The sequence below is a fragment of the Bacillus sp. PK6-013 genome (assembly GCF_054161445.1).
This window is the reverse complement of sequence record NZ_CP096417.1, coordinates 109,106-132,843: the sequence shown is the minus strand read 5'-3', so window position 1 is coordinate 132,843 and position 23,738 is coordinate 109,106. Positions and strand designations below refer to the sequence as shown.

The following is a 23,738-nucleotide window of genomic DNA, read 5'->3' as shown; positions in this document are numbered from 1 at the left end:
TTTTGAAATATATCATCATATGTCTGGCAAGCCTTATGCTGATCACGGCGACGGGACAAGCTGCAGCTGCCAAAGACGTTACAGTAGACGGCTCGATCCTCGGGAAAAACAGCCGGGAACAAGCCAAACAGCAAGTTCTTACAAACGATCTCTTAACCTTGTACGGGGCAAAAGACAGCGCCGAGTTGACGTATCAAATTCCAGCGGGCGCCTCCTCTGCCCATCAGCAGCTCACACTTGAATACGAGGCCTCAGACCTTTTAATTTCACCGTCTTCTTTAACAGCCGAGATTGATGGCGAACCGGTCAAAACGGTTAAGCTTGCAGGGAATGCCGGGAAGAAAACGCTGAAACTCACACTAAACAAAAGCCAGTCGTCTCCAGGGTTTCACAGCCTATCACTGAAGTTCTACGGAGTGGTTTATGAAGGCGTCTGCGTCAGACAGGACTCTTCCGGGAACTGGATCAAAATTTACCCGGACAGCCGTCTGAATATCGGGGAAAAGAACGAATCTAAAGGAGTGACGCTCGAACATTATCCTTATCCGTTCGCCCAGTCCGGCAGCTCCGTGGAAAAAACGGCAATCGTCATTCCGGACCATCCAAGTTCGGCTGAAATCGAAGCTGCAGTTAAAACAGAAGCCTACCTTAAAACGGTTGACAATAGCATCAGCACGAAGATCTTTGGTGAATCTGACCTGGCGAAAATCGACAGGCCGACGATTGTGATCGGCGTCCAGCATCACTGGAGCGGCAAAGTGAAAAAGCTGTTGAAACAAGCAAAGCTCGAAGCAAAAGAAGACAAGCTTTTGCTTGCGGAACGGATGCTCAAAGCAAAGGATAAGCAACAGCCTGTATTGTTTGCAGCTGCATCATCTGATGATGTTCTTTCTGAAAAGATCAGCGTCATTACCGATAAAACGTATGCCGCCCAGCTCAGCGGCGACACGCTGGCAATCGGCAAACTTCAGCAGCATAATAAACGGGAAGGCGGCAAGCTGACACTCGAGGATTTCGGGACGGGGGATTTGACAATCGGGTCCGGACAGACATCTTCCGAGCATTTTTATTACCCCGCACCGGCGCTATTAGACAAGAATCAACCTGCAAAGCTTTCGCTTACGATGAAAAAATCGGAGACGATTCAAAAGCAGGCCCGTCAAAGCGACTTAGCTGCGGAACAGGCGGAGCTGAAGGTCATGATCAATGGTCAGCCTCATTCCGTCGGACTTGACGATTTAGGAAAAGAAGACAAAAACGGCTTTTACCATGTTTCTTTAAAAGTCGATCCGAAACTTTTGCAAAAAAACCGTTACATCGATATTCAATTTGCCACTTCAGGGTTGAAAGAGAACAACCCCTGCTATGCGGGGAACGGTGACAAGTGGATTTTCATCGATAAACAGAGTGCATTGTCTTACCATGTCAGCGACACGTCAGCTTCAGCCGATTTTCAAGAGTGGCCGCTTCCCTACGCGGGAGATCAGGACAACAAAACGCTGATGATCCTGCCCGACAAGGCGGATCAGTCAAAGCTTCATGAACTTTCACTTGTGGTCGGCTCCTTCGGCAGCGAAGCCAGGCAGGCATTCACAGTGAAAACATCCGCTGAAGTCAAACCGGATGACATGAAAGGAAGAAACATCATCTTCATCGGAAGTGTCGATCAATTCTCTCTGCTGAAGGAAAAAACATCCGAATTGGCTGTTCCGACGGCGAAAAACGGGGCATTTGATGTGTCATCTTTTCAAATGCTGAATGAAACGACGAAACAAATCGCGTTTACTCAAACATCGCTTTGGGATTCAAATTACTCGATGGCTGTTTTCGCGCCGTTTAAAGGGCAAGGCACAGCTGTCACAAAAGAAATGATCAACTTTTTAAACAGCAATGACTTCGCAGCAACCGTCGTTAATGAAACGGACAGCCATCAGCTGTTTACAAACCATCAGCAGCTGACAGCAAAATCAGCTGAAACCAAGACGGATGATAAACAGGAAAGCAATCAGCAGCATGTGATGTACATTGCCATCCTGATCGTGATCATAGCGGCAGCGGTTATTCTGATTTTGACAACCGCCAGGCGGAGAAAAAGAAAGGCCAATGGCGGCGGAAAGATTGACGAATAAAACAGGGGCTTGCTTCTAGCCCCTGTTTTTTTATAAGTATTCAACCTGCTTCTCATATACATCCTTCACAATTTTAGCTAAAATATCGATTCCCCTTATGATATCTTCATCCGCCGCGGTTAGGCTGATTCGTATACACTGGTGCGAATGCGCCATGGGGCGGGATTGGTGGTGAAAGAAAGATGAGCCGGGAACGATGATGACTCCGTCGGCTTTCATATACTCATACAGCGCCGCATCAGTCACCGGCAGGTCTTCAAACCACAGCCATCCGAAAAGCGCCCCTTCCCCTTGATGCAAATACCATTTGATGTCTTCAGGCATCTTGCCTAAAAGCGTATCCTTAAGCAGCTTGAATTTATTGCGGTAATACGGCCTGACTTCATTTAGCGACACGTCGGCGAGGCGCCCGTCATTCAAAACAGATGCCGCCATATACTGCCCCAGCCTCGAAGAATGGATCGCCGCATTAGACTGGAATGCTTCCATTGCCTGAATATACCGGGACGGCCCGATGGCGATTCCGATCCTTTCACCAGGCAGACCTGCTTTTGAAAGGCTCATACAGTGGATAATCTGATCGTTGAAAATCGGTTCCATGTCGATAAAATGAATCGCCGGAAAAGGCGGAGCATATGCGGAATCAATGAACAGCGGAATATTCGCTTCTCGGCAGGCGTCTGAAATGAATGCTACATGTTCGCCAGGCAGGATGTTTCCGCAAGGATTGTTCGGCCGTGAAAGCAAGACAGCGCCGATGCACGGATCGGTCCTCATCCTCTCTAAAAACGCCTCACGGTCGAGCTCATATCGAAACGTATGATCATCCAATACCGAAATGAGAGGAGGTATCCCCTCAATCATCTCCCGCTCCAACGCCGCTCCGCTGTATCCTGAATAGTCGGGAAGCATCGGAATCAAGGCTTTTTTCATCACAGACCCGCTTCCCATTCCGCAAAACGAATTAATCGCCAGAAAAAACAGCTGCTGGCTTCCGGCTGTAATCAGCACATTCTCTTTTCGAATGTCGGCGCGATACCGCTCTGAAAAGAAGCGGACAACACTTTCAATCAGTTCATCGGTTCCATAGCTCGATCCGTATTGGCCGATTACCGAAGAAAACCTGTCATCGTCGAGCAGATTGGCAAGAGCCGACTTCCACATGGCTGACACGCCGGGCAATATCATTGGATTGCCCGCACTTAAATTAATGTATGACCGATCTCCGCCGGCCAGGACTTCCTGAATATCGTTCATCACAGCCCTGACCCCTGTCTTCTCATTCATTTTCTCTCCGATTTTGCTTAATGCCGGCTTCACGCTTCCAGTCTCTCCCGCTCAAACCGAAGACGGGCGGTTTCGATTTTCTTATTGATCTCGTCAATGAAATATTGTTCCGGAACGCTGAACCGCTCGCCTTCACGCCCGGGAGGCAGGTATTGTCTGACATAGCGTTCCGCCGCCTCCTTGTATGCAGAGTCATCCTCGATCTCTTCCAGCTGTTCGATTTCAGCCACAAGCTTTTTTAAATCGTCCATGCATCGGGAAAGATCAAGCGACACGGGTTTCTCTTCTCCTCTTTGAATGGAATGGCCGTTTTCAATGATCCAGCTGAACAGAAAATAGCCTGTCCCGGAATCAAAATTCCGCGTTGCATTATGCTGGCTTGGATAGCGCAGCAGCCGTTCATACAAAACAAATTCGATTATTTCCTCCCAGCCGTCATATTGCCGCTCCCACAAAGTAAGGATCGCTTGGCAATCGACCTTGACTTCTTCTAAAATGCCTGCGAAAAAATTCATTTTCGCCTGAATATGCAGATGAAAAGGTTTTTTTTCCGCAATGATGAAAATAGTCATGAAGGTAGCCCCACAGCACCCTTGCTTCATATGTGCGGTCGGGGGAAAGCTGAGCCGACTTGAAAGGCGCATGTTCAAAAATGGCCCTCGCTCTTTTCAGCGTATCCTCATGGTAAATGTGATAAAACTTATTAAAATAGAAAATCGCGAATGTCTGTGATGTAATGTTCTCTTTTGTTTTCACATTTTCCGGGAAGAATACGATACATTTTTCTTCCGTGAACCCCTTTGTTCCGGCGAGAAGCTTGAGGGATTGGCAGCCGTTTTCAGGATGGGGCAGCTCCTCTTCTATCGGCCTCATCATGGCAGGTTCTTCACGAACGGCCAAAAAGGCTTCAAAATAACAGCCTTTCGCATGTGGCCCATTCGGCGTCACGATCGGCGCCGCAAAAAAGGTCGTCTCCTGATCATTCGGAGCCCGGTAAGCCGTCAATAACCGGTCAAAATACGGCGTCTCCTCTAATCCGCGTCTGATCCAATCCAAGACGTCCTGTTTAAACGCCTCTTTTGCAGCCGTTAGGTGAACCGCTTCATAAATGGTTCCAGCGTCTTCTATCAATTGCAGCAGAAGCTGTTCCGCCCTTTCGCGACGCTCTGTAATCTGTCCTTTATCATTTTGGTACGTCTGTAATTCATGAATGTTCGGTACAATCTGCTCGTTGACCAAGTTTACAATGTCCCCTGTCAATGTCGTCATCGGCTTCCTCCTTCGATTGATTTAAGCCCGTGGATCGTAAAACACATCGGCACTTCTCCAAAATCTTGAATGACTTTCAAACGGTGTTCATCAGCTGCTTTAATCGTCGTGATACAGCCGTCAGCCGCGTTTGAAGCGCAGGCCAGGGCCGCTTGTGCATTGCTGGTGACAAATTGGACTTGACTGCTGAACAGCTTCGCCAGATGGGCGGGAGCAGGGTGTGAAGCGACGGTTTGAATGTCAGATGCCATCGTGTGCTGTTTTGCGGCAAAAACCATGTTGTATGTCGGCATCACAAAACTGTCTATGATCTTTAAGTCAGCGAGATTCTCGAATACAATTTGATGCAAAAACGGGTAAACGGCACAGCCTAAAAGAACTGAATTTTCTGTCGATTTAACATGAGGGAGCGCTTCTTCCAACGTTTCATAAAGCCTGACTTCCCCGCGGACCCCTTTGTTTTTGAGCCAAAGCAGGCCGGCTTTTTCGCAGTTCGTGCCTTTGGGACCGAGCGTATGGACAATCATCACGGCTTGTTCTTCCTGCACTTTAGTCGAGATCATCTTAACCTCCTATTGTACCCGTCAAATTATTTTGATATATGATATGAAGCTCATCATCCAGTTCCCGGTAGAAAGCTGCGCATTCTTCATATGAATGATGGCTTGTGAATATAAATCCGGGATAACCGGAAAAATGCGGGTACGGCAGAATTTTCGCGCCTTTTCCAATAAATTGAAACACCCGCTTTACCTCCGGCCTCTGTTTGACTTCTTCCAGTCCGTCGATTTTTTCAAAAGTGCCGGAGCCCTGTACAGGAATGATATAATTGCCGGCTGTCCTTACAGGCCGGATCTCTTCTTTAAACTCGCTGCTCTCCAGCGGCTTTATTGCGTTTTGCAAGACAAGCTGCATAAAATTGATGCCCGTGCTCTCTTTGACGATGTAATGCGAAACCCCTGAACCGCCGATTCTGGCGCCCACCTCGATAACATAAGGTGTTCCGACCTTGTCCAGCCTCAGCTCCGTATGAGCCGGCCCCTGATGAATGCCCAGCGCTGAAACGGCTCCTGTCACTTCCTTAACAATCGCAAGGCGCGTCTCTTCTTTCAATTGAGCCGGAGCAATATAGACGCCTTCTTCAAAAAACGGACCTTTGCTGTTCCCTTTGTATCCAATCGAAAGAACATGTACGTTTCCTTGAATCGACAGCGTTTCAATCACAAATTCCGGCCCATCGATAAATTGCTCGGCTATGATGCCCGTTTTGCCGTGTACGAATCGATTAAGGTCCGTCTCGTTAACAGCCTCGACTTTCCTGACGGCCTCCTCAAGCTCCTTCCTATCATCAACACGGACGACGCCCTGGCTTGAAAAGCCGTTGACCGGCTTAACAACTAATGGATAAGTCAGTTTCCTGTCTTCGAGATCAGCGAGCGTATGGAACTCGTGGAAAACCGGCGTATTCAGGCCGTTTTGCTGAAGGATGCTGCGGGTATTATTTTTATTGCGGCAGTTTTCCATTGTTGTGAAAGAAAGCCCCGGCAGATTCAAAGCTTCAGCGGCTTTTGCCGTGAAAGGCAATGCCGGCTCAAACAGTGTCACAACGCCGTCAAACGGAAATTCGACAAATGTCTGTTTGACGATTTCCAGCGCCGCTTCTTCATCTTCAAATAACGGCAGCGGCACACAGCGTTCCACAGCCGGAAGATTGCCCGGGAAATCTTCGGCTGAATTGTAAAAGAACGTGACCTTCAATCCTAAATGCTCAGCTTCTTCAAAAATAAACGGCAAGTGCTTATTTTGACAAATGATGGCCAAGTTTTTGTTTCGTATCGTCAATTTTCGCGATCCTCTCTTCTTTTTTTAAGTTGATGAACATCACACCGAATATGACAAACAGCGTTCCTAAATAAATATTCGCATTCAGTTTTTCATCCAGAAACAGAAATCCGATATAAAGCGCAATGACGGGGGAGATAAACAAGTGGGAAGTCGCTTTTGAGATGTGCCATTTTTTAAGCAGATAAATGTTGATCCAAAAACCCAATATCGAGCCGACAACCGCTAAATAAAGCAGCGCATAAAGGCTCACGCCGGAAAACGTTCTTGTCCCGCTTTCAAAGATGAGGCTGCTGATGAGCAATACCGCTCCGCCGCTCAGCATCGAAAGGGAGTTAAAGCTCAAGATCGGAAGCGAACGAATTCTCTGCTGTACTTTGATTTGAATAAAAGCCGAGCCAAACATCGCACACAAAATCACAATCATGGCGACGATTTCAATAACATCGACTTTGATCAACAGCTGATTGCCAAACACGATTGTAATGCCGAGCAACGCAAGGCAAATGCCCCATTTCTGCAATTTCGTCGCCGGTGTCCCTTTGACAAGGCGGTTGATCATCAGGGCAAAGACTGAAATGCTAGCCGCTAATATAGACACCAACCCGCTCGGCAAATAAAGAGAGGCCCAATAAACAGATCCAAATGGAACGGAAAAATACATGATGCCGTTCAAAAACGACAGCACCAGCAGTTCCTTTGACAGCACAAACTGCCTTCGTATCAAAAGAAACGCCGCGATCAAAATGCTTGCGATCATAAACCGCATGCCCGCGGACCAAAATGGAAGGCTGTCACTCAACCCGGCTTTTTGAAAAGCCCATGTCGTCCCGCCGATCAAACATAATACGATAAATAAAATATGAACCCGATACTTTAAAACGTTTGTCCGCATAGCATTCACCTGATTTTGTTATTGTCTTGCTGTCATTTATTTTCAGAAAATAAAATCTTTTCTGATCAAAATGGATTATGAGGGAAATTATAACTATTATATCAATTACAGTCAATCATTCTTTTGAACCTTTAGAATATCTTTACAAATACTGCGCACAAAAAAACACTCACTTCGATAAGTGAGTGAGGCGATACGGGTCTAGATTATATTTCTATCTTTTGGGTGCATACCGCTTTTCCGGATGACCCGAATTCTCTCATTTTATGTTTGACCGTTTCTTTGACTGCGCTGATCCCTGGCGTCATATAGGCGCGGGGTTCATATAAATCGGGATTGTCTTTAAACATGCTGCGCGTTTTCTCGGTCCAGGCCACCATGCATTCGGTATTAATGTTGATTTTCGCATGGCCCAGACGGATCGTTTTAGCGATTTGATCAGCCGGGATGCCCGAAGCTCCATGAAGAACAAGCGGAATGTCCGTCACCCGTGAGATTTCTTCCATTTCCTTAAATCCTAAATTAGGCTCGCCTTGATATTTTCCATGAACAGAGCCGAGCGCGGCTGCTAAAGCATCGATACCGGTTTCTTTGACAATGCGTTCGCATTCACCGATGTCGGCATACTGCACCCCGCCGATGAGCCCGTCTTCCATGCCCCCTACGGTGCCAACCTCTGCTTCAACCGAAACATTGCGAATTCCGGCGTATGACACGACCTCTTTTGTCATGGCGATGTTTTCATCGATTGGTGAATGCGAGCCGTCGATCATGACTGAGCTAAAACCGGCGTCAATCGCTTGCTTGCAGCGCTCCGGATTTTTGCCATGGTCAAGGTGAAGGACGACGGGAACGGAGATCGACATTTCCTCAATCAAAGCCGCAACCATTGCGGAAACCGTCTTAAATCCGCCTAAATAATCGATGAGCCGGTCTGAGGCGGCCGCGATGACAGGTGACCGTTCTTCTTCCGCCGCCTGTAGAATCGCTTTTGTCCATTGAAGGCCGTTAATATTAAATTGACCGATTGCATAATGATGTTCCTTTGCTTCTTGAAGAAGTTCTTTCATGGAAACGAAAGCCACGTTCACCCCTCCTATCCCGTATTAAATCTTGAAGTATTTTGAAACAACTTCAACTGTTGTTTCTTTGGCCGTTCGAATCGTTTCTTCCGCGCTCAGCTTATAGTATTCAGGTCTGAACAATTCAACTGACACGACATCCGAAAAACCGATGTCTTTCAAAGTTGATAAGTGGGCATCCAAGTCGATGGCCCCCTGTCCCGGCCAAACGCGGTCTTCATCTCTTAAAAAGCCGATTGGGAAGTCTTCCGTATCATCGATATGATAAATGAAAATCTTCTTGCCGTCCGCCTTTTTCAAATCCTCAATGTCCGAACCCATTGCATGGAAGTGGAAGCTGTCAAGAACAAGGCCGACATTATCGCGGTTCACGGTCATGACGATGTCATAGGCCTGGCTGAACGTATTGACTGTGCACTCCGGATGACCGACAAACTCGACAGCGATCTTTACACCGTACGGCTCCGCGATGACTGACAGCTCTGTCAGCACTTCGACGGAGCTCGCTTTAATATCTTCTTTTAAGATTTTTTGTTCGGTGACAAGCGGTACCGCGACCACATATTTCACACCAAGCGTTTTGCATGTTTCCATCATGCCTTTAAATTCTTCGATGATTTCACGGTGCCCTTTATCATCGCGGTTGTTGAAAAAGACAAGGGCATTCAAGGCCAGCGGCTTAATATGATGCGTCTGAAAATACTCGGCTAACTCTGAGAGAGAATGGTCTTTTAAATATTCGGGCAGCTTATCCATCGTCCGGATTTCGATATAATCGTATCCGTGCTTCTCACAGTATTCGAGGTCTTTTGCTAGGTTTGAATTTTCCAACGTCGTTGCTTCATTAAAGCATAGCTTCATATTAGATTCTCCTTATCTAAATATCCTTGTGAAGAGAGAGTTCGGCAGGGCGCCGAACTCAGGGGCTTATCCTAGTAATTCCTGTTTCAGCTTTTCAAGCATGAATCTGCTTGATTCATCCGCTCTTTCGTCAACCCAGGCAAACACGGCATTCGTCGCTATTCCGTCAAACTTCATCTCTCTCAGCTTTCTGAAAATCGTATCAAAATCAACCTCGCCTTGGCCAATGTCCAAATGCTGGTGAACCGTTACTTTCGCGTCAGGCGGATTGACGATGTAGCGAAGGCCATGAGCCGCTTTATGATTATAAGTATCTGCAAATAAAACATGCGTGAGGCGGTCGCCGGCTTCGTCAAACATTGTCTCGATGTCGCCTTTTCCGTCGTCATAGAAGAATGTGTGCGCAGTCGAGTAGACAAGATTGATCCAGTCCTTGTCAAGCGCTCGGATCATATCCATCGCACCTTTGTGTGTTTCGATAAAATCGTATGGATGGGCTTGAAGATTGAGTTTAATGCCTTCTTTTTCAAAGACTGGCAGAAGCTCATCCATGGATTTGATAAATTTTTCTTCACTTGTTAAAGGATCGTATTTTGAACCGCTGAATTCGCTGTTCATCAAATCGACTTCAAGCTCAACCGCAATTTCGATCGCCCTTTTCCAATTGCGCACCGCTGCCTGACGGCGATCTTCATCAGGACCGGCCCAGTGGTAAAGCGGAAGGAGCGATGAAAGCTTAACACCGGAATCTTTTAAAAGCCGCTTTAATTGTTTGATTTTAGCTGAATCGACTTTCGGATATTTATAGAATGGACAAAAATCTTCGCGCGGCGATAGTTCGATATATTCGTAGCCAAGCTCCGCCGTTTTATAGACCGTTTCCTCCAAAGTTAAATCATCGCGATACATCGATGGATCCAATGCTAATTTCATACTTTTCACTCCTCGGAAAGTTTTTATTTTTGAACAGTTGTAAACGTTTGATAGAATTTCGGTTTCTCTTGAAGCGCCACAGGTTCTTTCTGTCCGGATTCCTGAGCTTTTACGCAGGCATCCGTCGTCACGGCGGCGATATAGCCGTCCCATGCAGTCGGCCCGCTGACCTCGCCTTTCTGTTGGATCGAGTCAATGAAATCTTGGATTTCTACATCATAAGCGTCTACAAAGCGGCGCTGCCAATCCATGAGAATATCCGTCGAGAATTTGCCGTCTTTTCTGAGAGAGATGCTTGATGGTTCAGGAAGCTTCACGATTCCGTCTTCTCCGACGATTTCACACTGGATATCGTAGCCGTATTTGCAGTTGACATAGATTTCCGCATTAATCACGACTCCGCCTTTCGTTTCGATGATGACGATTTGCGGATCACGCAAATGAGGGAGCGCGTTTTTCGATTTTTTCGGATAAATGACCTGAACGGATTCGTAATCGTCATTGATCAGCCAGTGCAGGGCGTCTATTTCATGGACAAGCGTATCGACAACAGCCATATCTGTCGTATAGTTGTCGCCTACAACCGGGTTGCGGTGCGCACAGTGGATCATGAGAGGCTCGCCGATGACCCGGTTGTCGATCGCTTCTTTCAGCTGTACGTAACCGCTGTCATAACGGCGCATAAAGCCGACTTGAACGAGACGTTTGCCCGCTTTGATTTCTTCATTGACGATCCGCATGCATCCTTCCGCAGTCGTCGCCAGAGGCTTTTCGCAAAATACGAATTTGTTCGCTTTAATCGCTTTCAAAACACTTGATTCATGTGCCGGTCCCCAGCTTGTGACTAAGACTGCGTCTACATTTTCGGCTGCAATGAGACTGTCGTCATCCGGATAGACCTTTGCATTCAGGCTGTAGTCTGTTACAACTTGCTGAGCTGCCTCCTGGTTTACATCGGTGACCGCGACAATTTCGCCGCCGGCTAATTTATTCGTGATGCGGTTGATGTGTTCTTTTCCGATTGCTCCTGTACCAATAACACCAATGCGTAATTTCATTGATAGCCACTCCTTCAAAATAATTACATAATTTTTCTTGTTTGCACTTGCCCAGCTTGAGCCGGAGGAGTCCCATACAGCTCTTCCTGAATTTGTTCAAGCGACTTACCGGATGTATTCGGTGCAAAAAAGAGCCCGATGAGCATGCTGGCCGTTACACATCCAAGGAGAATGGCCGCCATAAATGCAATTCCAAAATTCGAGATGATCATTGGAACGAAAAGGCTCCAAGCCCCGATTGAAATACGAACGAGGAAGAACATCAATCCTTGTGCAGATGCGCGATATTCCGTCGGGAAAATTTCACTCGCCCATAATTGATAATTGGCCTGTTGCCCGGCCCCATTGTTTAGGCCGATCATCACGATAAAGAGGATGAGGATCGGCATGCCCTCTGCCGGAAGCAGAAACAATGACCAGCCGATCACCGCTGCAAATGCGGAGATCCCAAACACTGTCTTCCTGTATTTGTCTGCAAACGGCATGAAGATAAAAGCGACGCCAAGCCCGGTGAAAATAAACAGCCCCATCTGCAAAATGTTTGCCATGGTCGCTGACACATCGCCGACCTGCTGATAAATGTAAGGCATAAAAAACCCCATGACACCTGCAGCCAGATTCCAAACCAAGTACACGCCCATTAAAAATAAAATGCTTTTCAAATACTTAGGCTGAAGCAAATCGAGATAAGACGCCTTCGGCTTCCTGACGGCTTGAGCCGATTCGGATTGACCCTGCCAGGCATCGGATTCCGGCAGCCTTTTTCGCAGAACATAGGTGATCAATGCGATAACGAGCAAATGCCCAAACACGATTTTATTGCCCAATAAGCCTATATCACCGAGGAGGACCGACAGCAGCAGGACCACAACCGCTCCCGCCGCCCATGCGACCTGCGCAACCCCGCAATGACGGGCCCTGTTTTTCTTAGGTGCGTTCTCCGCGATGATCGTCCAGGAAGCCGTAATATCAGCTCCTACCGATAAACCGATAATAATGTAACCGCTTAACAAAAAGGGGAAGCTGGTGCCGAACAATACTAAACAAATCCCCAGTGCATAAACCAGCATACTGTTCGTATAGACAGCCTTTCGGCCAATCTTGTCGGCCAAAAAGCCTCCGAGCAGCGCTCCGATTGCCGCTGAGATGGCGTTGGCGCTAAACGCGCCGAGCAGTCCGATCTGTGTATCAGAAAGCTTTAGGTAACTGACCCATAAAGATAATCCTGCCGATCCTGCGACAATGGAGCCTGCATCAATGTAATTTGCCAAAGCTGCTGCGACGGTTCGTTTATTGAATGGTGAGACTGCTGCACTTCCATTGCTCAATTTAGAGCCCCCCTAATTGGTTGCTGGGACATTCAACAAGTGACGATCGATGTACTTTCTGGCGATCAATGCGTATTCAAGCGGGTTGGCAACATCGGGATCCTGCTCGGCTTCCACAACGATCCAGCCGGAATAGCCGTGCTTTAATAGCGTTTGATAGACTTCTCTAAAATCGATGCAGCCATCGCCTGGAACAGTGAACATCCCTTGCAAAAACGCCTGTTGGAACGATTTTCCTTCCTGCTTGCATTTCTCTATGATCTTGAGGCGCGCGTCTTTAAAATGAACGTGGCCAATACGGTCCATATGCTTCTCTAGTATGTTCATATAATTTCCATCTGAAATGTAGGCATGCCCAGTATCATACAGAAGGTGCACGAGGGCCGGGTCAGTTCCCGCCATGAGCCGGTCAACCTCTTCCTCTGTCTGCACGCCTGTGCCGAGGTGATGATGATAGACAAGCTTCAGGTCGTACCGGACGGCGATTTCCCCGAGGTGATTTAACCCTTCAAATAGCCGCTGCCATTCTTCATCGGTGAAATAAGGCTTTTCTTTAAACACGTTTTTATCCAAGCCCTGCACGCTGTACGTCTGTTCTGATACGACCGCAACATCGGCATGGACGTCTTTCAAGTACTGGCAGTGAGCCGCAAATTCCTTGGCTGCTTCTTCAATGCCGTCCCGAATGATATAGCTGCTGAACCACTTGCCGGCAATCCTTAGATTTCGCAGCTCGAGCTCTTTATTGAGAATGGCCGGTTCCGGAAAAAAGCCGCCCACTTCTGTGCCTTGAAAGCCTGCAACAACAATGTCGCTCAACAAATGCTGAAGTGTGTTTCCCGCGCCGATTTCCGGAATATCATCGTTCCGCCACCCTATGGGGGCGATGCCCCATAGAATTTGTGTCTTGCCCATCCTGGTGCCTCCTTTAATACTGCTTTGCAGATTTCAGCATTTTTTCTTTTGCTTCATACGCCTTTTGCACGCTTTCCTGTTCGGAAACCTCTGCAACGCCTACGTGCCACCAGCTGTCATAGCCGTCCGTCATCGTCTTCGGCAACACCTTCATTTCGATCAATGTTGAGACATCTTGTTTTTTGGCATCTTCAAGCGCCGCTTTTAATTCTTCGATCGTGTTCGCTTTGTAGGTTTTTGCTCCATACCCTTCGGCCACTTTCGCGTAGTCGACATTGAGAATCTGATTGTCTGCTGTTCTGAATTCGCAGAAGTAGCTGCCGCTTCCATGGTCCATTTGCAGGTTGTTGATACAGCCGAATCCTGAGTTGTCGAAGAGCAGCACGTTGATTTTTTTATTATATTGAATTGCTGTAATGAGCTCTGAGTGGAGCATCAGGAAGCTTCCGTCTCCGACCAGTGAATAAACCTCTCTATCAGGATGAGCCAATTTCAAGCCGAGTGTTCCCGATACTTCATATCCCATGCAGGAATAGCCGTATTCCAAGTGGTACGTATTCGGTACGTTTGAATGCCACAGCCGTTGGAGATCCCCAGGCAAAGATCCTGCTGAACAAATGACGACGCTGTCCGGATCAACTGTTTCATTGATGGCGAGCAATGCCGTTGTTTGCGGGAGCTCGGTTTGCAGCACATCCGCGTATTCGTTGAGTATTTCTTGAGAAAAATGATCTTTAATTTCAGGTGTGAAGTTTTCACGCTTAAATGTTACCTTGCTCAAACGGTCACGCTCAGCAAGCCACTCGGCTTTCAGCTCCTTGATGATCGAACCGAATTCGCTCTTATAGCCTTCCAATAAACCGTGCAGCTTGCCGAGCGTTACTTTTGCATCGGCAACGACTTGGAAAGCATCCAGTTTATATGCCTGCATTCTGTTGACATTGATGTTTAAAAACTTTGAGTTGTCAAAGTCAAAAGCGGTTTTTGATGATGTCGCGAAATCGGTATAGCGCGTGCCGATTCCAATGATCAAGTCAGCCTCGCGAGCCGCTTTGTTTGCCGCCAGCGTACCTGTGATGCCCATTCCACCCAAGTTGTTGGCAAAATCAGCTTCCACTGTAGATTTTCCGGCCTGGGTTTCCACCAGCGGAATATTGTACGCTTCAGACATGGCGATCAGTTCGTCGCGCGCTCCGGAATATTTCGCTCCGCCGCCGACCAAGATGAGCGGTTTTTTGCTCGACTTGATCAGCTCTGCCGCTCCCTTCAGTTCACGCTCGCTCGGCTCTTTGCGATCAATATAGTGAACGCGTTTCTCAAAAAAGCTTTCATCGAAATCATAGGCTTCCCCTTCAACATCTTGAGAAATGCAAACCGTTGCAGGACCCGCTTTTGCAGGATCTGTCATCACTTCAAAAGCGCGAATCAGACTGCTCATCAACTGTTCAGGGCGCGTAATCCGGTCCCAATACCTCGAAACAGGCTTCAAAGCATCGTTCGTCGTAATCGCCGCACTGTATTCCTGTTCTACTTGCTGAAGAACAGGATCAGGCTGTCTCGTTGCAAATGTATCAGCCGGAATCAAGAGAACCGGAATATTGTTCGCAAGCGCCGTACCTGCGGCGGCCACAAGGTTAGCTGCTCCCGGTCCGACTGATGTTGATACAGCATAGATCTTCCTCCTCAGCATCTGCTTGCTGTAAGCCATTGCCGCATGTGCCATTCCCTGCTCATTCTTGCCTTGAAACACCTTTAAATGACCCGCATCCTGTTCAAGCGCCTGGCCGATGCCAACGACGTTCCCATGGCCGAAAATCGTAAAGATCCCCTCGACAAACGGTGTTTCTTCACCATCTACATGGATGTACTGCTGATTTAAGAATTTAATTAACGCTTGTGCTGTGGTTAAACGTATTTTCTTGCCCACAAACGATCCCACCTTTATTCATATTCTTCATTTAAGACTGAGCCGCGATAAGCTCTTCAATCTCGGCGACTGTCGGCATCGCTTCAGATGAGCTGTGCTTGGAAACAACAATGGATGCGGAAGCGCTTCCGTATTTCAGCGCAGTTTCAATATCTTTGCCTGAAACGAGTCCGTAGAGGAAAGCGGAAGCGTATGAATCCCCCGCTCCAAACGTTTTTAAGACCTTCGTTTTGTATGCTTTCGCCCGGAAGATGTCTCCGGATTTGCTGTATGCATATGAACCTTCGACACCGTGCTTGATAACGACAAGATCTGCGGAATGTGCAAACAAATGCTGAACAGATTCTTCATTGCTGCCGCCGCTCTTATTTTCCATTACATCAAACTCATCACGCGTTCCGATGACAATGTCTGATTGTTCGGCAACAAGCGTATAGTAAACGGACGTTTCCTCCGCAGATGTCCACGTATATGGACGATAGTCAAGCTCAAAGACCACTTTCACTTGATGCTTTTTCGCCAGCTGCACGGCTTTCAGCACCGCTTCGCGGGAAGGGCTTTTAGCCAGCGCCGTACCTGACACAAGAAGCATCTTCGATTTTGCAATATAGTCTTCGTTCACTTCAGAAGGGGCAAGGTAAAGATCTGCAACATCATCCCTGTACATTAAAATGCTGCATTCTTCAGGGCTTAAAATTTCTGTGAAAGCAAGCCCCGCTTTATGTCCGTCTTTATCAACCGCCATTTGTGACGTATCGACACCCGTATTTCTCATATAGGTTTCGATGAATCTGCCGTGCTGGTCATCCGGAATCTTCCCGATAAAGCCGGTCTTCAATCCTAATTTGGAACTGCCGATTGCAATATTAGCCGGGGAGCCGCCGACATATTTTGAAAATGTCATCGTCTGCTCCATCGGCCTGTTGTATTCGACTGCGTTTAAATCGATACATGCGCGGCCGATCGCTACAATGTCAAATTCTTTCTCTTCATTAAACGTATACCTCATCTTCAACAGCCTCTCCTTGCCTTATTGTTAGCGTTCCAAAATCCATTCATGGTCAGGGTCGTTATGAAACTTCCATTTCCGCGTCGGCCCTGCCATCACGTTTAAATAATAGGATGTGTATCCGTCAGGCACCCCGACAGGATGGTATCCGGCCGGCACGATGACAACGTTTCCATTTTCAACAGTCATCGTCTCGTCGATAGAACGGTCATCTGTATAGACGCGCTGAAATACAAAGCCTTGCTGTGGGTCAAGTTCATGGTAGTATGTTTCTTCTAAAAAGGACTCTTCAGGCAGGTTGTCTTGATCATGCTTGTGCGGCGGATAGCTGGACCAGTTTCCGCTTTCAGTGTAGACTTCGACGACTAAAAGGCTGTTCGCTGAAGGATCTGAATCCGGAAGTATGTTATGAACGGTTCGTTTATTGCTGAATTTCCCGCGGTTTTCAATACCGTTGTCTTCAGCTTTGATCAGTTTCGTCGGCAGCTGATTTTCAGAAGGGGAATAGCACAGGGCAACTCTTGCCTCTGTAACCGCGGTAATGCCGAACTTGCGGTCATTTGACACATACACGCTGTCGGTCGGCTTTCTTTCGAAAACGCTTTCTCTCGTGCCGATATTTTCAAATGTCTGTTCATGATCGGTTACGGTAATCTTTCCGGTAAGCGCGACGATGCAGCATTCTTGTTTGCTCAGCGATTCTTCATAGCTGGATCCCGGTGCGAGATCAAGGACTTTAAACTCGACATAACTGAGATCCGAATTCGATTTTTTCACTTCGTGTACAAGCTTCACGCCTTGTGACAGCTCATTCGCCTGCGGCTTGCGCAACAAATGACTCATGGATAAAGCCTCCTTTTCAAACTTGAAACATGATCCGAACAGCGCGGGAACCGCGCCGCTCGGTTTTTTCACAATTAATTGAAGTCAGGCGCCGGATATCTTGCAGTGACGACCTTTTTGCGCGTATAGAAATCGACGCTGTCTTTTCCGTTCGCATGCAATGTGCCAAAGAACGAAGACTTCCATCCTGAGAACGGGAAGAATGCCATCGGAGCCGGTACGCCCAAGTTGATGCCGAGCATTCCCGCATCAATGTTTTCACGGAAATAGCGGATCGCATTCGAATTCGATGTGAACAAACATGCGCCGTTTGCAAATTCGGATTGGTTGGCGATGTCAACCGCTTCTTTCAAGTTCTTCACACGGATGACTGACAATACGGGAGCAAAAATCTCGTCTTTCCAGATCGTCATATCAGTTGTGACATTGTCAAAGATTGTCGGGCCGACGAAATAGCCTTCATCTGTCACATTTTCACGTCCGTCGCAGACAAGTCTCGCACCCTCTTCAACTCCTTTTTGTATATAGCCGAGTGTGCGTTTCTTGTTGTCTTCGCGAATGACAGGTCCGAGGAATACACCGTCGTCTAGTCCGTTTCCGATTTTGACTTCAGATGCTTTCTGAACCAATTTCTCCATGAATTCATCTGCGATCCCTTCTTCAACCGTCACTACTGCACATGCCATACAGCGTTCGCCGGCAGATCCGAAAGCAGCGCCGATAATATTTGTTACCGTGTCTTCAAGATTGGCATCGTTCAGAACGATGGTGTGGTTTTTAGCGCCTGTCAGCGATTGAACGCGTTTCAGGTTTTCGCTTCCTTTTTTATAGACATATTCTCCGACCGGTTTTGAACCGACGAATGAAATCGCTTTAATTTCCGGGTGTTCGAGAATGCCGTTTACTACATCATGAGCACCGTATACGACATTGAAGACCCCTTTAGGAAGTCCGGCTTTTTCAAACAGTTCAACAAGCTTTTCCGTCAGGAGCGGCGTCCGCTCGGAAGGTTTCAGAATAAATGTGTTTCCTAACGCAATGGCCATCGGGAACATCCAGCACGGTACCATCATCGGGAAGTTAAATGGGGCAATTCCGCCGACGACTCCGATCGGGTAACGGTAGTTCGCCGCTTCAACATCGGTTGCAATTGAAGCAAGTGAATCTCCCATCATCAGGGATGGCGCTCCAGCTGCAAACTCGACATTCTCGATGCCGCGTCCAACTTCGCCCAACGCTTCTTTCGTGTTTTTTCCGTTTTCAATCGTGATGAGGTGGGCGAGCTCCTCTTTATGCTGAGTCAAAAGCTGCTGAAAGTTAAATAGAATTCTTGCCCGGCGCGGAACGGCCACTTTTGACCATGTCTTAAACGCTTCAGCCGCTGTTTGCGCTGCGTATTCGATATCCTCGCGCGTCGAAATCGGCACCTGGCAAAGCACTTCTTTCGTCGCAGGATTGACTACATCTTCGTATTTGTCGGTTTTGCTTTCAACCCATTCTCCATTAATATAGTTTCTTAACTTTCTGATTTCTGCCATTCTTATAACCTCCTTGAATATTAAACATCTCCTGGTACAGATGGGGCAGGTTCCAACCATTATGTATGAATGCCGAACGGCTCTTCATTGCATAACGGATTTTCGCAAAAAACAGGAATTAAACGCTTACAAAAGAAATTAATGAATAGAACGATGATTTTATCAAAAGAACCGCAACGCAATAAAACGTTTACACTCAGAAATTTCTCAACTTTATCACGTTTTGGTCACTTCTTGGTTATATTCTAATCCGCTCTTACCCATAAGTCAATCAAAATCATTAAATTTTTCTTTTGTAAGATTTATAGAAAACCTTAAAATGATTTAGAAAAACATTGTATAATAAAAAGGAACAGGACAAATCTTGCAAAAAATAATCACCAATGTTATCATTTTTTAAACAATTATTGGTTAACTTTTGGGTTTATTATATATATTTAGCCAAATATACTAGAAGGAGATACTTGGTATGAAGTTAATGCGGATTAAAGAAATGGAAGAATATATTTTGACCAATGGCACCGTTTCGCTTGATGAGCTTTGCCAGGTCTTTAATGTTTCCAAAAACACGGTCAGACGCGACATTAACAAGCTGACCGAGAAAGGAGTCATAAAAAAAGTCTACGGCGGCGTAACGGCGATCGAAAAAACGGCCTTAATCCCATTTGAAAACAGAACCATTCAAAACAAGGATGCCAAGATGAAAATCGCGCACTACGCTTCACGCTTTATTGAAGACCATGACCTGATCTTTATCGATTCCGGCACAACGACCCAATCCATATTGGAAACTCTTGATCCAAATAAAAATGTAACCGTTTTAACGAACAGCCTCGACATTATCAACGCTGCTGCCGCGATGCAAAATATAAACTTGATCATCATCGGCAGCAACTACAAACGGAAAACGCAGTCCTTCGTCGGCATGGATGATCCGGGAACATTGGATAAATATAATATTAATAAAGCTTTCATGTCGGCAACAGGAGCAACACTTACCCATGGACTGACAAACTCCGATCTGCTTGAATATGAAATTAAAAAGAAAATATCCGAAAAAGCAAAACAAGTATACTTGCTGGCCGATCATTCCAAATTCGGGAAGTCGACCTTGCTGACGTACGCGCCGTTTGACAGATTGCACGCGATCGTCACATCTCAGGCGCTGGATGAGGAATATCACGAGTACTGTAAAGAGCGCAACATTGAAATCCATTTGGCAAAACATGTATAGTTGAATTGGACATCCTTGACCGGCTGTATCCAAGCGGCCGGCCAAGTTTATTGATCAACATATCATTTCAGGAGGGGAATCCAATGAAAAAAGTTAAAGTTGGCAAATCAGATTTGCACGTATTCCCGATTGGTTTGGGAACCAATGCCGTCGGAGGACATAACCTTTATCCGAATCTCAATGAAGAAACGGGAAAAGAATTGGTGCGGGAAGCGATCAGAAACGGCGTCACATTTTTAGATACCGCCTACATATACGGCATCGGCCGTTCCGAAGAATTAATCGGCGAAGTCCTCAAAGAATTCAACCGCGAGGATGTCGTGATTGCGACAAAAGCCGCCCATAAGAAAGAAGGCGACGATTTTGTCTTTGACAACTCCCCTGCATTTTTGAAAAAATCCGTTGAAGAAAGTCTGGAGCGTCTGCAAACTGACTACATCGACCTTTTCTATATCCATTTCCCTGATGAGAACACGCCGAAAGACGAAGCGGTTCAAGCGCTCCATGAACTGAAGCAGGAAGGCAAAATCAGAGCGATCGGGGTATCCAACTTTTCGCTTGAGCAGCTGAAAGAAGCGAACAAAGACGGATTGGTGGATGTGCTCCAAGGCGAATACAACTTGCTGAACAGGGAAGCTGAGGCGACATTCTTCCCGTATACACAGGAGCATAACATCTCATTTGTTCCTTACTTCCCGCTTGTCTCCGGATTGCTCGCCGGAAAATACAGCGAAGATACAACGTTCCCGGAAGGCGACCTGAGAAGAGAAATGGAAAACTTCCAAGGCGAACGCTTCAAAGAAAACATTAGAAAAGTGAACCAGCTTGCGCCGATCGCGGAAAAACACAATGTTGACATCGCACATATCGTGTTGGCCTGGTACTTGGCAAGACCTGAAATCGATGTGTTGATCCCGGGCGCCAAACGCGCAGATCAGCTGATCGACAACCTCAAAACGGCAGAAGTCAATCTGTCTCAAGAGGACATTGATTTCATCGACCGGCTGTTCGCCCGCTAAATAATCAGGAAACCTATCTTAAAAGATAGGTTTCTTTATTTTTAAAATCATATTGACAGCGCTTCCATTTTTGGTATGATAGGAAAGAAGTTAATACAAGTGACGGAGAATGGGAGATTCACAATAAGACCCTCTTGTGCCAGGGGTTTTTTTGTGGATCTCTCTTTTTATTCGTCACTTAAGGAGGCGAAAAAAAACCGGAAACCAACATTCTGCATACCGACTTGAAAGGGGAAATCATTTGATGAAAAAACTTGTCCGCAGCATCTTCCTTATAACAGCTGCAATCGCTGCCGCCGGTTTTGGACTCAGCGGGCATGCGGAGGCCGCAAGCCATTCCCAGCCGCAGCTCAATCCGGGTCAGCTATTAAATGTCGCACACCGCGGCGCATCGGGTCATGCTCCCGAACATACGCTTTTGGCTTATAAGCTTGGGCAAAAAATGAAAGGCGATTACATAGAAATCGATCTTCAAATGACAAAAGACGGACATTTGGTCGCCATGCACGATGAGACATTGGATCGCACGACCAATGGTACGGGTTTTGTCAAAGACTATACGCTGAAAGAAATCAAACAGCTTGATGCAGGCTCCTGGTTTAACGAAGCATATCCTGAGCGGGCAAAAACGGAGTACGTTGGGCTGAAAGTGCCTACCCTGGAAGAAATCATCCAAACATTCGGGAGAAGCGCGCGCTACTATATCGAAACAAAATCACCGGAAGACTATGATCATATGGAAGAAAAGCTCCTGGACATTCTGAAGCAATACAAACTGACCGGGGCAAACATTCATTCAAGCAAAGTCATCATTCAATCTTTTAGTCCTGAAAGCTTACAAATCATTCATAACGCTAATCCAAACATTCCGCTTGTGCAATTATTATGGTACGACAAACCGGCTGCCATTACTGACGCCGAATTAAAACAATATCAATCTTACAGCGTCGGACTCGGCATGAACTTTGACCGCATTGACCGGGCATACGTGCAAAAAATTCGAAGCACCGGCATGCTGGTCCATCCTTATACCGTGAATGAAAAAGAAGATATGAAGCGGCTGCTCGATTGGGGAGCGACCGGAATGTTCACCAACTTTCCGGACCGGCTGCGCGATGTTTTACGTGAAAAGAAGTAAATGAATAAAGAAGGGGTATACCATGTTAAAACTGTTTAAACCAGCACCGCCGATTGAGCGGATGCCGGACGATCAAATTGATTCGGAATATAAGAAATTCAGACTGCAAGTTTTTCTCGGCATCTTCATCGGTTATGCGGCATACTATTTAATTCGCAAAAATTTCTCGCTTGCCATGCCTTATTTAATCGAAGAGGGATTTTCAAAGTCGGCGCTCGGCTTTGCCTTATCCGCTCTATCCATCTCTTACGGGCTGAGCAAGTTCGTGATGGCCACGATATCAGACCGGAGCAATCCGCGGATGTTCCTGCCCGCCGGTTTGATCCTTTCCGCTGTCATCAGCTTGTTGATGGGGTTTGTTCCTTTCTTCACCTCATCGATCGCCATTATGTTTATCATGCTGTTCTTAAACGGCTGGTTCCAAGGCATGGGATGGCCGCCGTCAGGACGCGTCCTTGTCCACTGGTTCAGCGTCAGCGAAAGGGGAAATAAAACAGCTATTTGGAATGTCGCCCACAATGTCGGCGGGGGACTGATGGCGCCGATTGCCGTTGCCGGCGTCGCCATCTTCTCAGGCATTACGGGATCTGCTACAGGCTATGAAGGCGTATTTATTTTGCCCGCCTTGGTCGCCATCGCCGTTGCCGTCATTTCTTACTGGCTGATCCGGGATACGCCGCAGTCTGTCGGACTGCCTCCAATCGAGGAATACCGCAACGATTATTCAAGCAAGTCGAAGAAAACATTTGAAACGGAATTATCAACGAAAGAAATCCTCTTTAAATATGTATTAAATAATAAATGGGTGTGGGCGATCGCACTTGCCAACATTTTCGTGTACTTCGTCCGCTACGGCGTTCTGGATTGGGCGCCAACCTATTTAAGCGAAGAAAAAGGCTTTGATATGAGCAAATCAAGTGTCGCTTATTTTCTGTATGAATGGGCGGGGATTCCGGGGACATTGCTTTGCGGCTGGATCTCTGACAAATGGTTTAAAGGGCGCCGCGGACCGGCAGGCTTTGTCTTTATGGTAGGTGTTTTGATCGCGGTGCTTGTATACTGGTTCAATCCAGCCGGCAATCCGATGATCGACATGGCATCATTGATCGCGATCGGATTCCTCATTTACGGTCCAGTTATGCTGATCGGTCTTCAGGCGCTTGACTTTGTTCCGAAAAAAGCGGCAGGTACGGCTGCAGGATTGACGGGTCTGTTCGGATACCTGGGCGGAACCTTGACGGCAAATGCGCTGATGGGTGTTATCGTCGATGCATCCGGCTGGAATGCGGGCTTTACGCTCTTAACCGCTTCATGTGCAATCGCAGCACTCATCTTTGCGATGACATGGAATGTGCGGGGACAGGAAGTTGTGAAACATTAACATCAAAAAAAGATACATCTCGCCTAAAGCTGAGATGTATCTTTTTTATT

At 46.9% G+C, this 23,738-nt stretch carries 19 protein-coding genes and 1 pseudogene; 5 read left to right on the top strand and 15 right to left on the bottom strand.

Features of this window, described 5'->3' with window-relative positions:
* The first annotated feature begins 2 nt into the window (after positions 1-2).
* Positions 3-2,129, top strand: a complete 2,127-nt coding sequence (locus tag M1E03_RS00655; RefSeq protein WP_458110816.1) for a cellulose biosynthesis cyclic di-GMP-binding regulatory protein BcsB — start codon at positions 3-5, stop codon at positions 2,127-2,129.
* A gap of 30 nt (positions 2,130-2,159) precedes the next feature.
* On the opposite strand, the gene M1E03_RS00650 is transcribed toward M1E03_RS00655, so the two are convergent.
* From M1E03_RS00650 to iolA, 15 genes and pseudogenes are all read right to left on the bottom strand, one after another.
* Positions 2,160-3,449, bottom strand: a complete 1,290-nt coding sequence (locus tag M1E03_RS00650) for a valine--pyruvate transaminase (protein WP_103749457.1) — start codon at positions 3,447-3,449, stop codon at positions 2,160-2,162.
* A pseudogene (locus M1E03_RS00645) lies at positions 3,446-4,685 on the bottom strand (DUF6421 family protein). The gene M1E03_RS00650 and the pseudogene M1E03_RS00645 overlap by 4 nt, the downstream one beginning before the upstream one ends.
* Positions 4,682-5,248, bottom strand: coding sequence for a prephenate dehydratase domain-containing protein (locus M1E03_RS00640; RefSeq protein ID WP_020453535.1), 567 nt, complete (start codon positions 5,246-5,248; stop codon positions 4,682-4,684). The pseudogene M1E03_RS00645 and the gene M1E03_RS00640 overlap by 4 nt, the downstream one beginning before the upstream one ends.
* A 1-nt stretch (position 5,249) precedes the next feature.
* On the bottom strand, positions 5,250-6,527 hold the full coding sequence (locus M1E03_RS00635; protein WP_103749459.1) for an ATP-grasp domain-containing protein: 1,278 nt from the start codon (positions 6,525-6,527) through the stop codon (positions 5,250-5,252).
* The gene (locus M1E03_RS00630; RefSeq protein WP_020453537.1) at positions 6,484-7,422 is read right to left on the bottom strand and encodes a DMT family transporter; all 939 of its coding nucleotides are present in this window, start codon (positions 7,420-7,422) and stop codon (positions 6,484-6,486) included. The genes M1E03_RS00635 and M1E03_RS00630 overlap by 44 nt, the downstream gene beginning before the upstream one ends.
* A 206-nt stretch (positions 7,423-7,628) precedes the next feature.
* Positions 7,629-8,507: a class II fructose-1,6-bisphosphate aldolase gene (gene fba / locus M1E03_RS00625; protein ID WP_023856876.1), complete on the bottom strand. Its 879-nt coding sequence runs from the start codon at positions 8,505-8,507 to the stop codon at positions 7,629-7,631.
* 21 nt (positions 8,508-8,528) lie between these two features.
* On the bottom strand, positions 8,529-9,365 hold the full coding sequence (gene iolI, locus M1E03_RS00620) for a 2-keto-myo-inositol isomerase (RefSeq protein WP_020453539.1): 837 nt from the start codon (positions 9,363-9,365) through the stop codon (positions 8,529-8,531).
* A 66-nt stretch (positions 9,366-9,431) separates the two neighbouring features.
* The gene (locus tag M1E03_RS00615) at positions 9,432-10,298 is read right to left on the bottom strand and encodes a sugar phosphate isomerase/epimerase family protein (protein ID WP_020453540.1); all 867 of its coding nucleotides are present in this window, start codon (positions 10,296-10,298) and stop codon (positions 9,432-9,434) included.
* A 23-nt stretch (positions 10,299-10,321) separates the two neighbouring features.
* Entirely contained in the window at positions 10,322-11,356 is a 1,035-nt protein-coding gene (locus M1E03_RS00610) for a Gfo/Idh/MocA family protein (RefSeq protein ID WP_020453541.1), read from the bottom strand.
* Between the two features lie 23 nt (positions 11,357-11,379).
* The gene (locus tag M1E03_RS00605) at positions 11,380-12,684 is read right to left on the bottom strand and encodes an MFS transporter (protein ID WP_020453542.1); all 1,305 of its coding nucleotides are present in this window, start codon (positions 12,682-12,684) and stop codon (positions 11,380-11,382) included.
* A 12-nt stretch (positions 12,685-12,696) separates the two neighbouring features.
* Complete coding sequence (gene iolE, locus M1E03_RS00600) at positions 12,697-13,599, bottom strand: myo-inosose-2 dehydratase (RefSeq protein ID WP_025810537.1); 903 nt, start codon at positions 13,597-13,599, stop codon at positions 12,697-12,699.
* A gap of 13 nt (positions 13,600-13,612) precedes the next feature.
* Positions 13,613-15,526, bottom strand: a complete 1,914-nt coding sequence (iolD, locus tag M1E03_RS00595; protein ID WP_105981328.1) for a 3D-(3,5/4)-trihydroxycyclohexane-1,2-dione acylhydrolase (decyclizing) — start codon at positions 15,524-15,526, stop codon at positions 13,613-13,615.
* A 31-nt stretch (positions 15,527-15,557) separates the two neighbouring features.
* Entirely contained in the window at positions 15,558-16,535 is a 978-nt protein-coding gene (gene iolC / locus M1E03_RS00590; RefSeq protein ID WP_025810535.1) for a 5-dehydro-2-deoxygluconokinase, read from the bottom strand.
* Positions 16,536-16,562: 27 nt separating this feature from the next.
* Positions 16,563-17,378, bottom strand: a complete 816-nt coding sequence (iolB, locus tag M1E03_RS00585; protein WP_020453546.1) for a 5-deoxy-glucuronate isomerase — start codon at positions 17,376-17,378, stop codon at positions 16,563-16,565.
* A 74-nt stretch (positions 17,379-17,452) separates the two neighbouring features.
* Positions 17,453-18,916, bottom strand: a complete 1,464-nt coding sequence (iolA, locus tag M1E03_RS00580) for a methylmalonate-semialdehyde dehydrogenase (protein ID WP_020453547.1) — start codon at positions 18,914-18,916, stop codon at positions 17,453-17,455.
* A gap of 469 nt (positions 18,917-19,385) precedes the next feature.
* On the opposite strand from iolA, the gene M1E03_RS00575 reads away from it, so the two are divergent.
* The 4 genes from M1E03_RS00575 to glpT all read left to right on the top strand — a co-directional run bounded on the left by M1E03_RS00575 (position 19,386) and on the right by glpT (position 23,688).
* Positions 19,386-20,150, top strand: a complete 765-nt coding sequence (locus M1E03_RS00575) for a DeoR/GlpR family DNA-binding transcription regulator (RefSeq protein WP_025810534.1) — start codon at positions 19,386-19,388, stop codon at positions 20,148-20,150.
* Between the two features lie 83 nt (positions 20,151-20,233).
* On the top strand, positions 20,234-21,169 hold the full coding sequence (locus tag M1E03_RS00570) for an aldo/keto reductase (RefSeq protein ID WP_020453549.1): 936 nt from the start codon (positions 20,234-20,236) through the stop codon (positions 21,167-21,169).
* A 244-nt stretch (positions 21,170-21,413) separates the two neighbouring features.
* Positions 21,414-22,307 carry a glycerophosphodiester phosphodiesterase gene (locus tag M1E03_RS00565; protein WP_145654626.1) on the top strand — a complete coding sequence of 298 codons (894 nt, stop codon included), beginning with the start codon at positions 21,414-21,416 and terminating at the stop codon, positions 22,305-22,307.
* Positions 22,308-22,329: 22 nt separating this feature from the next.
* The gene (gene glpT, locus M1E03_RS00560) at positions 22,330-23,688 is read left to right on the top strand and encodes a glycerol-3-phosphate transporter (RefSeq protein ID WP_020453551.1); all 1,359 of its coding nucleotides are present in this window, start codon (positions 22,330-22,332) and stop codon (positions 23,686-23,688) included.
* The last annotated feature ends 50 nt before the right edge of the window (positions 23,689-23,738 follow it).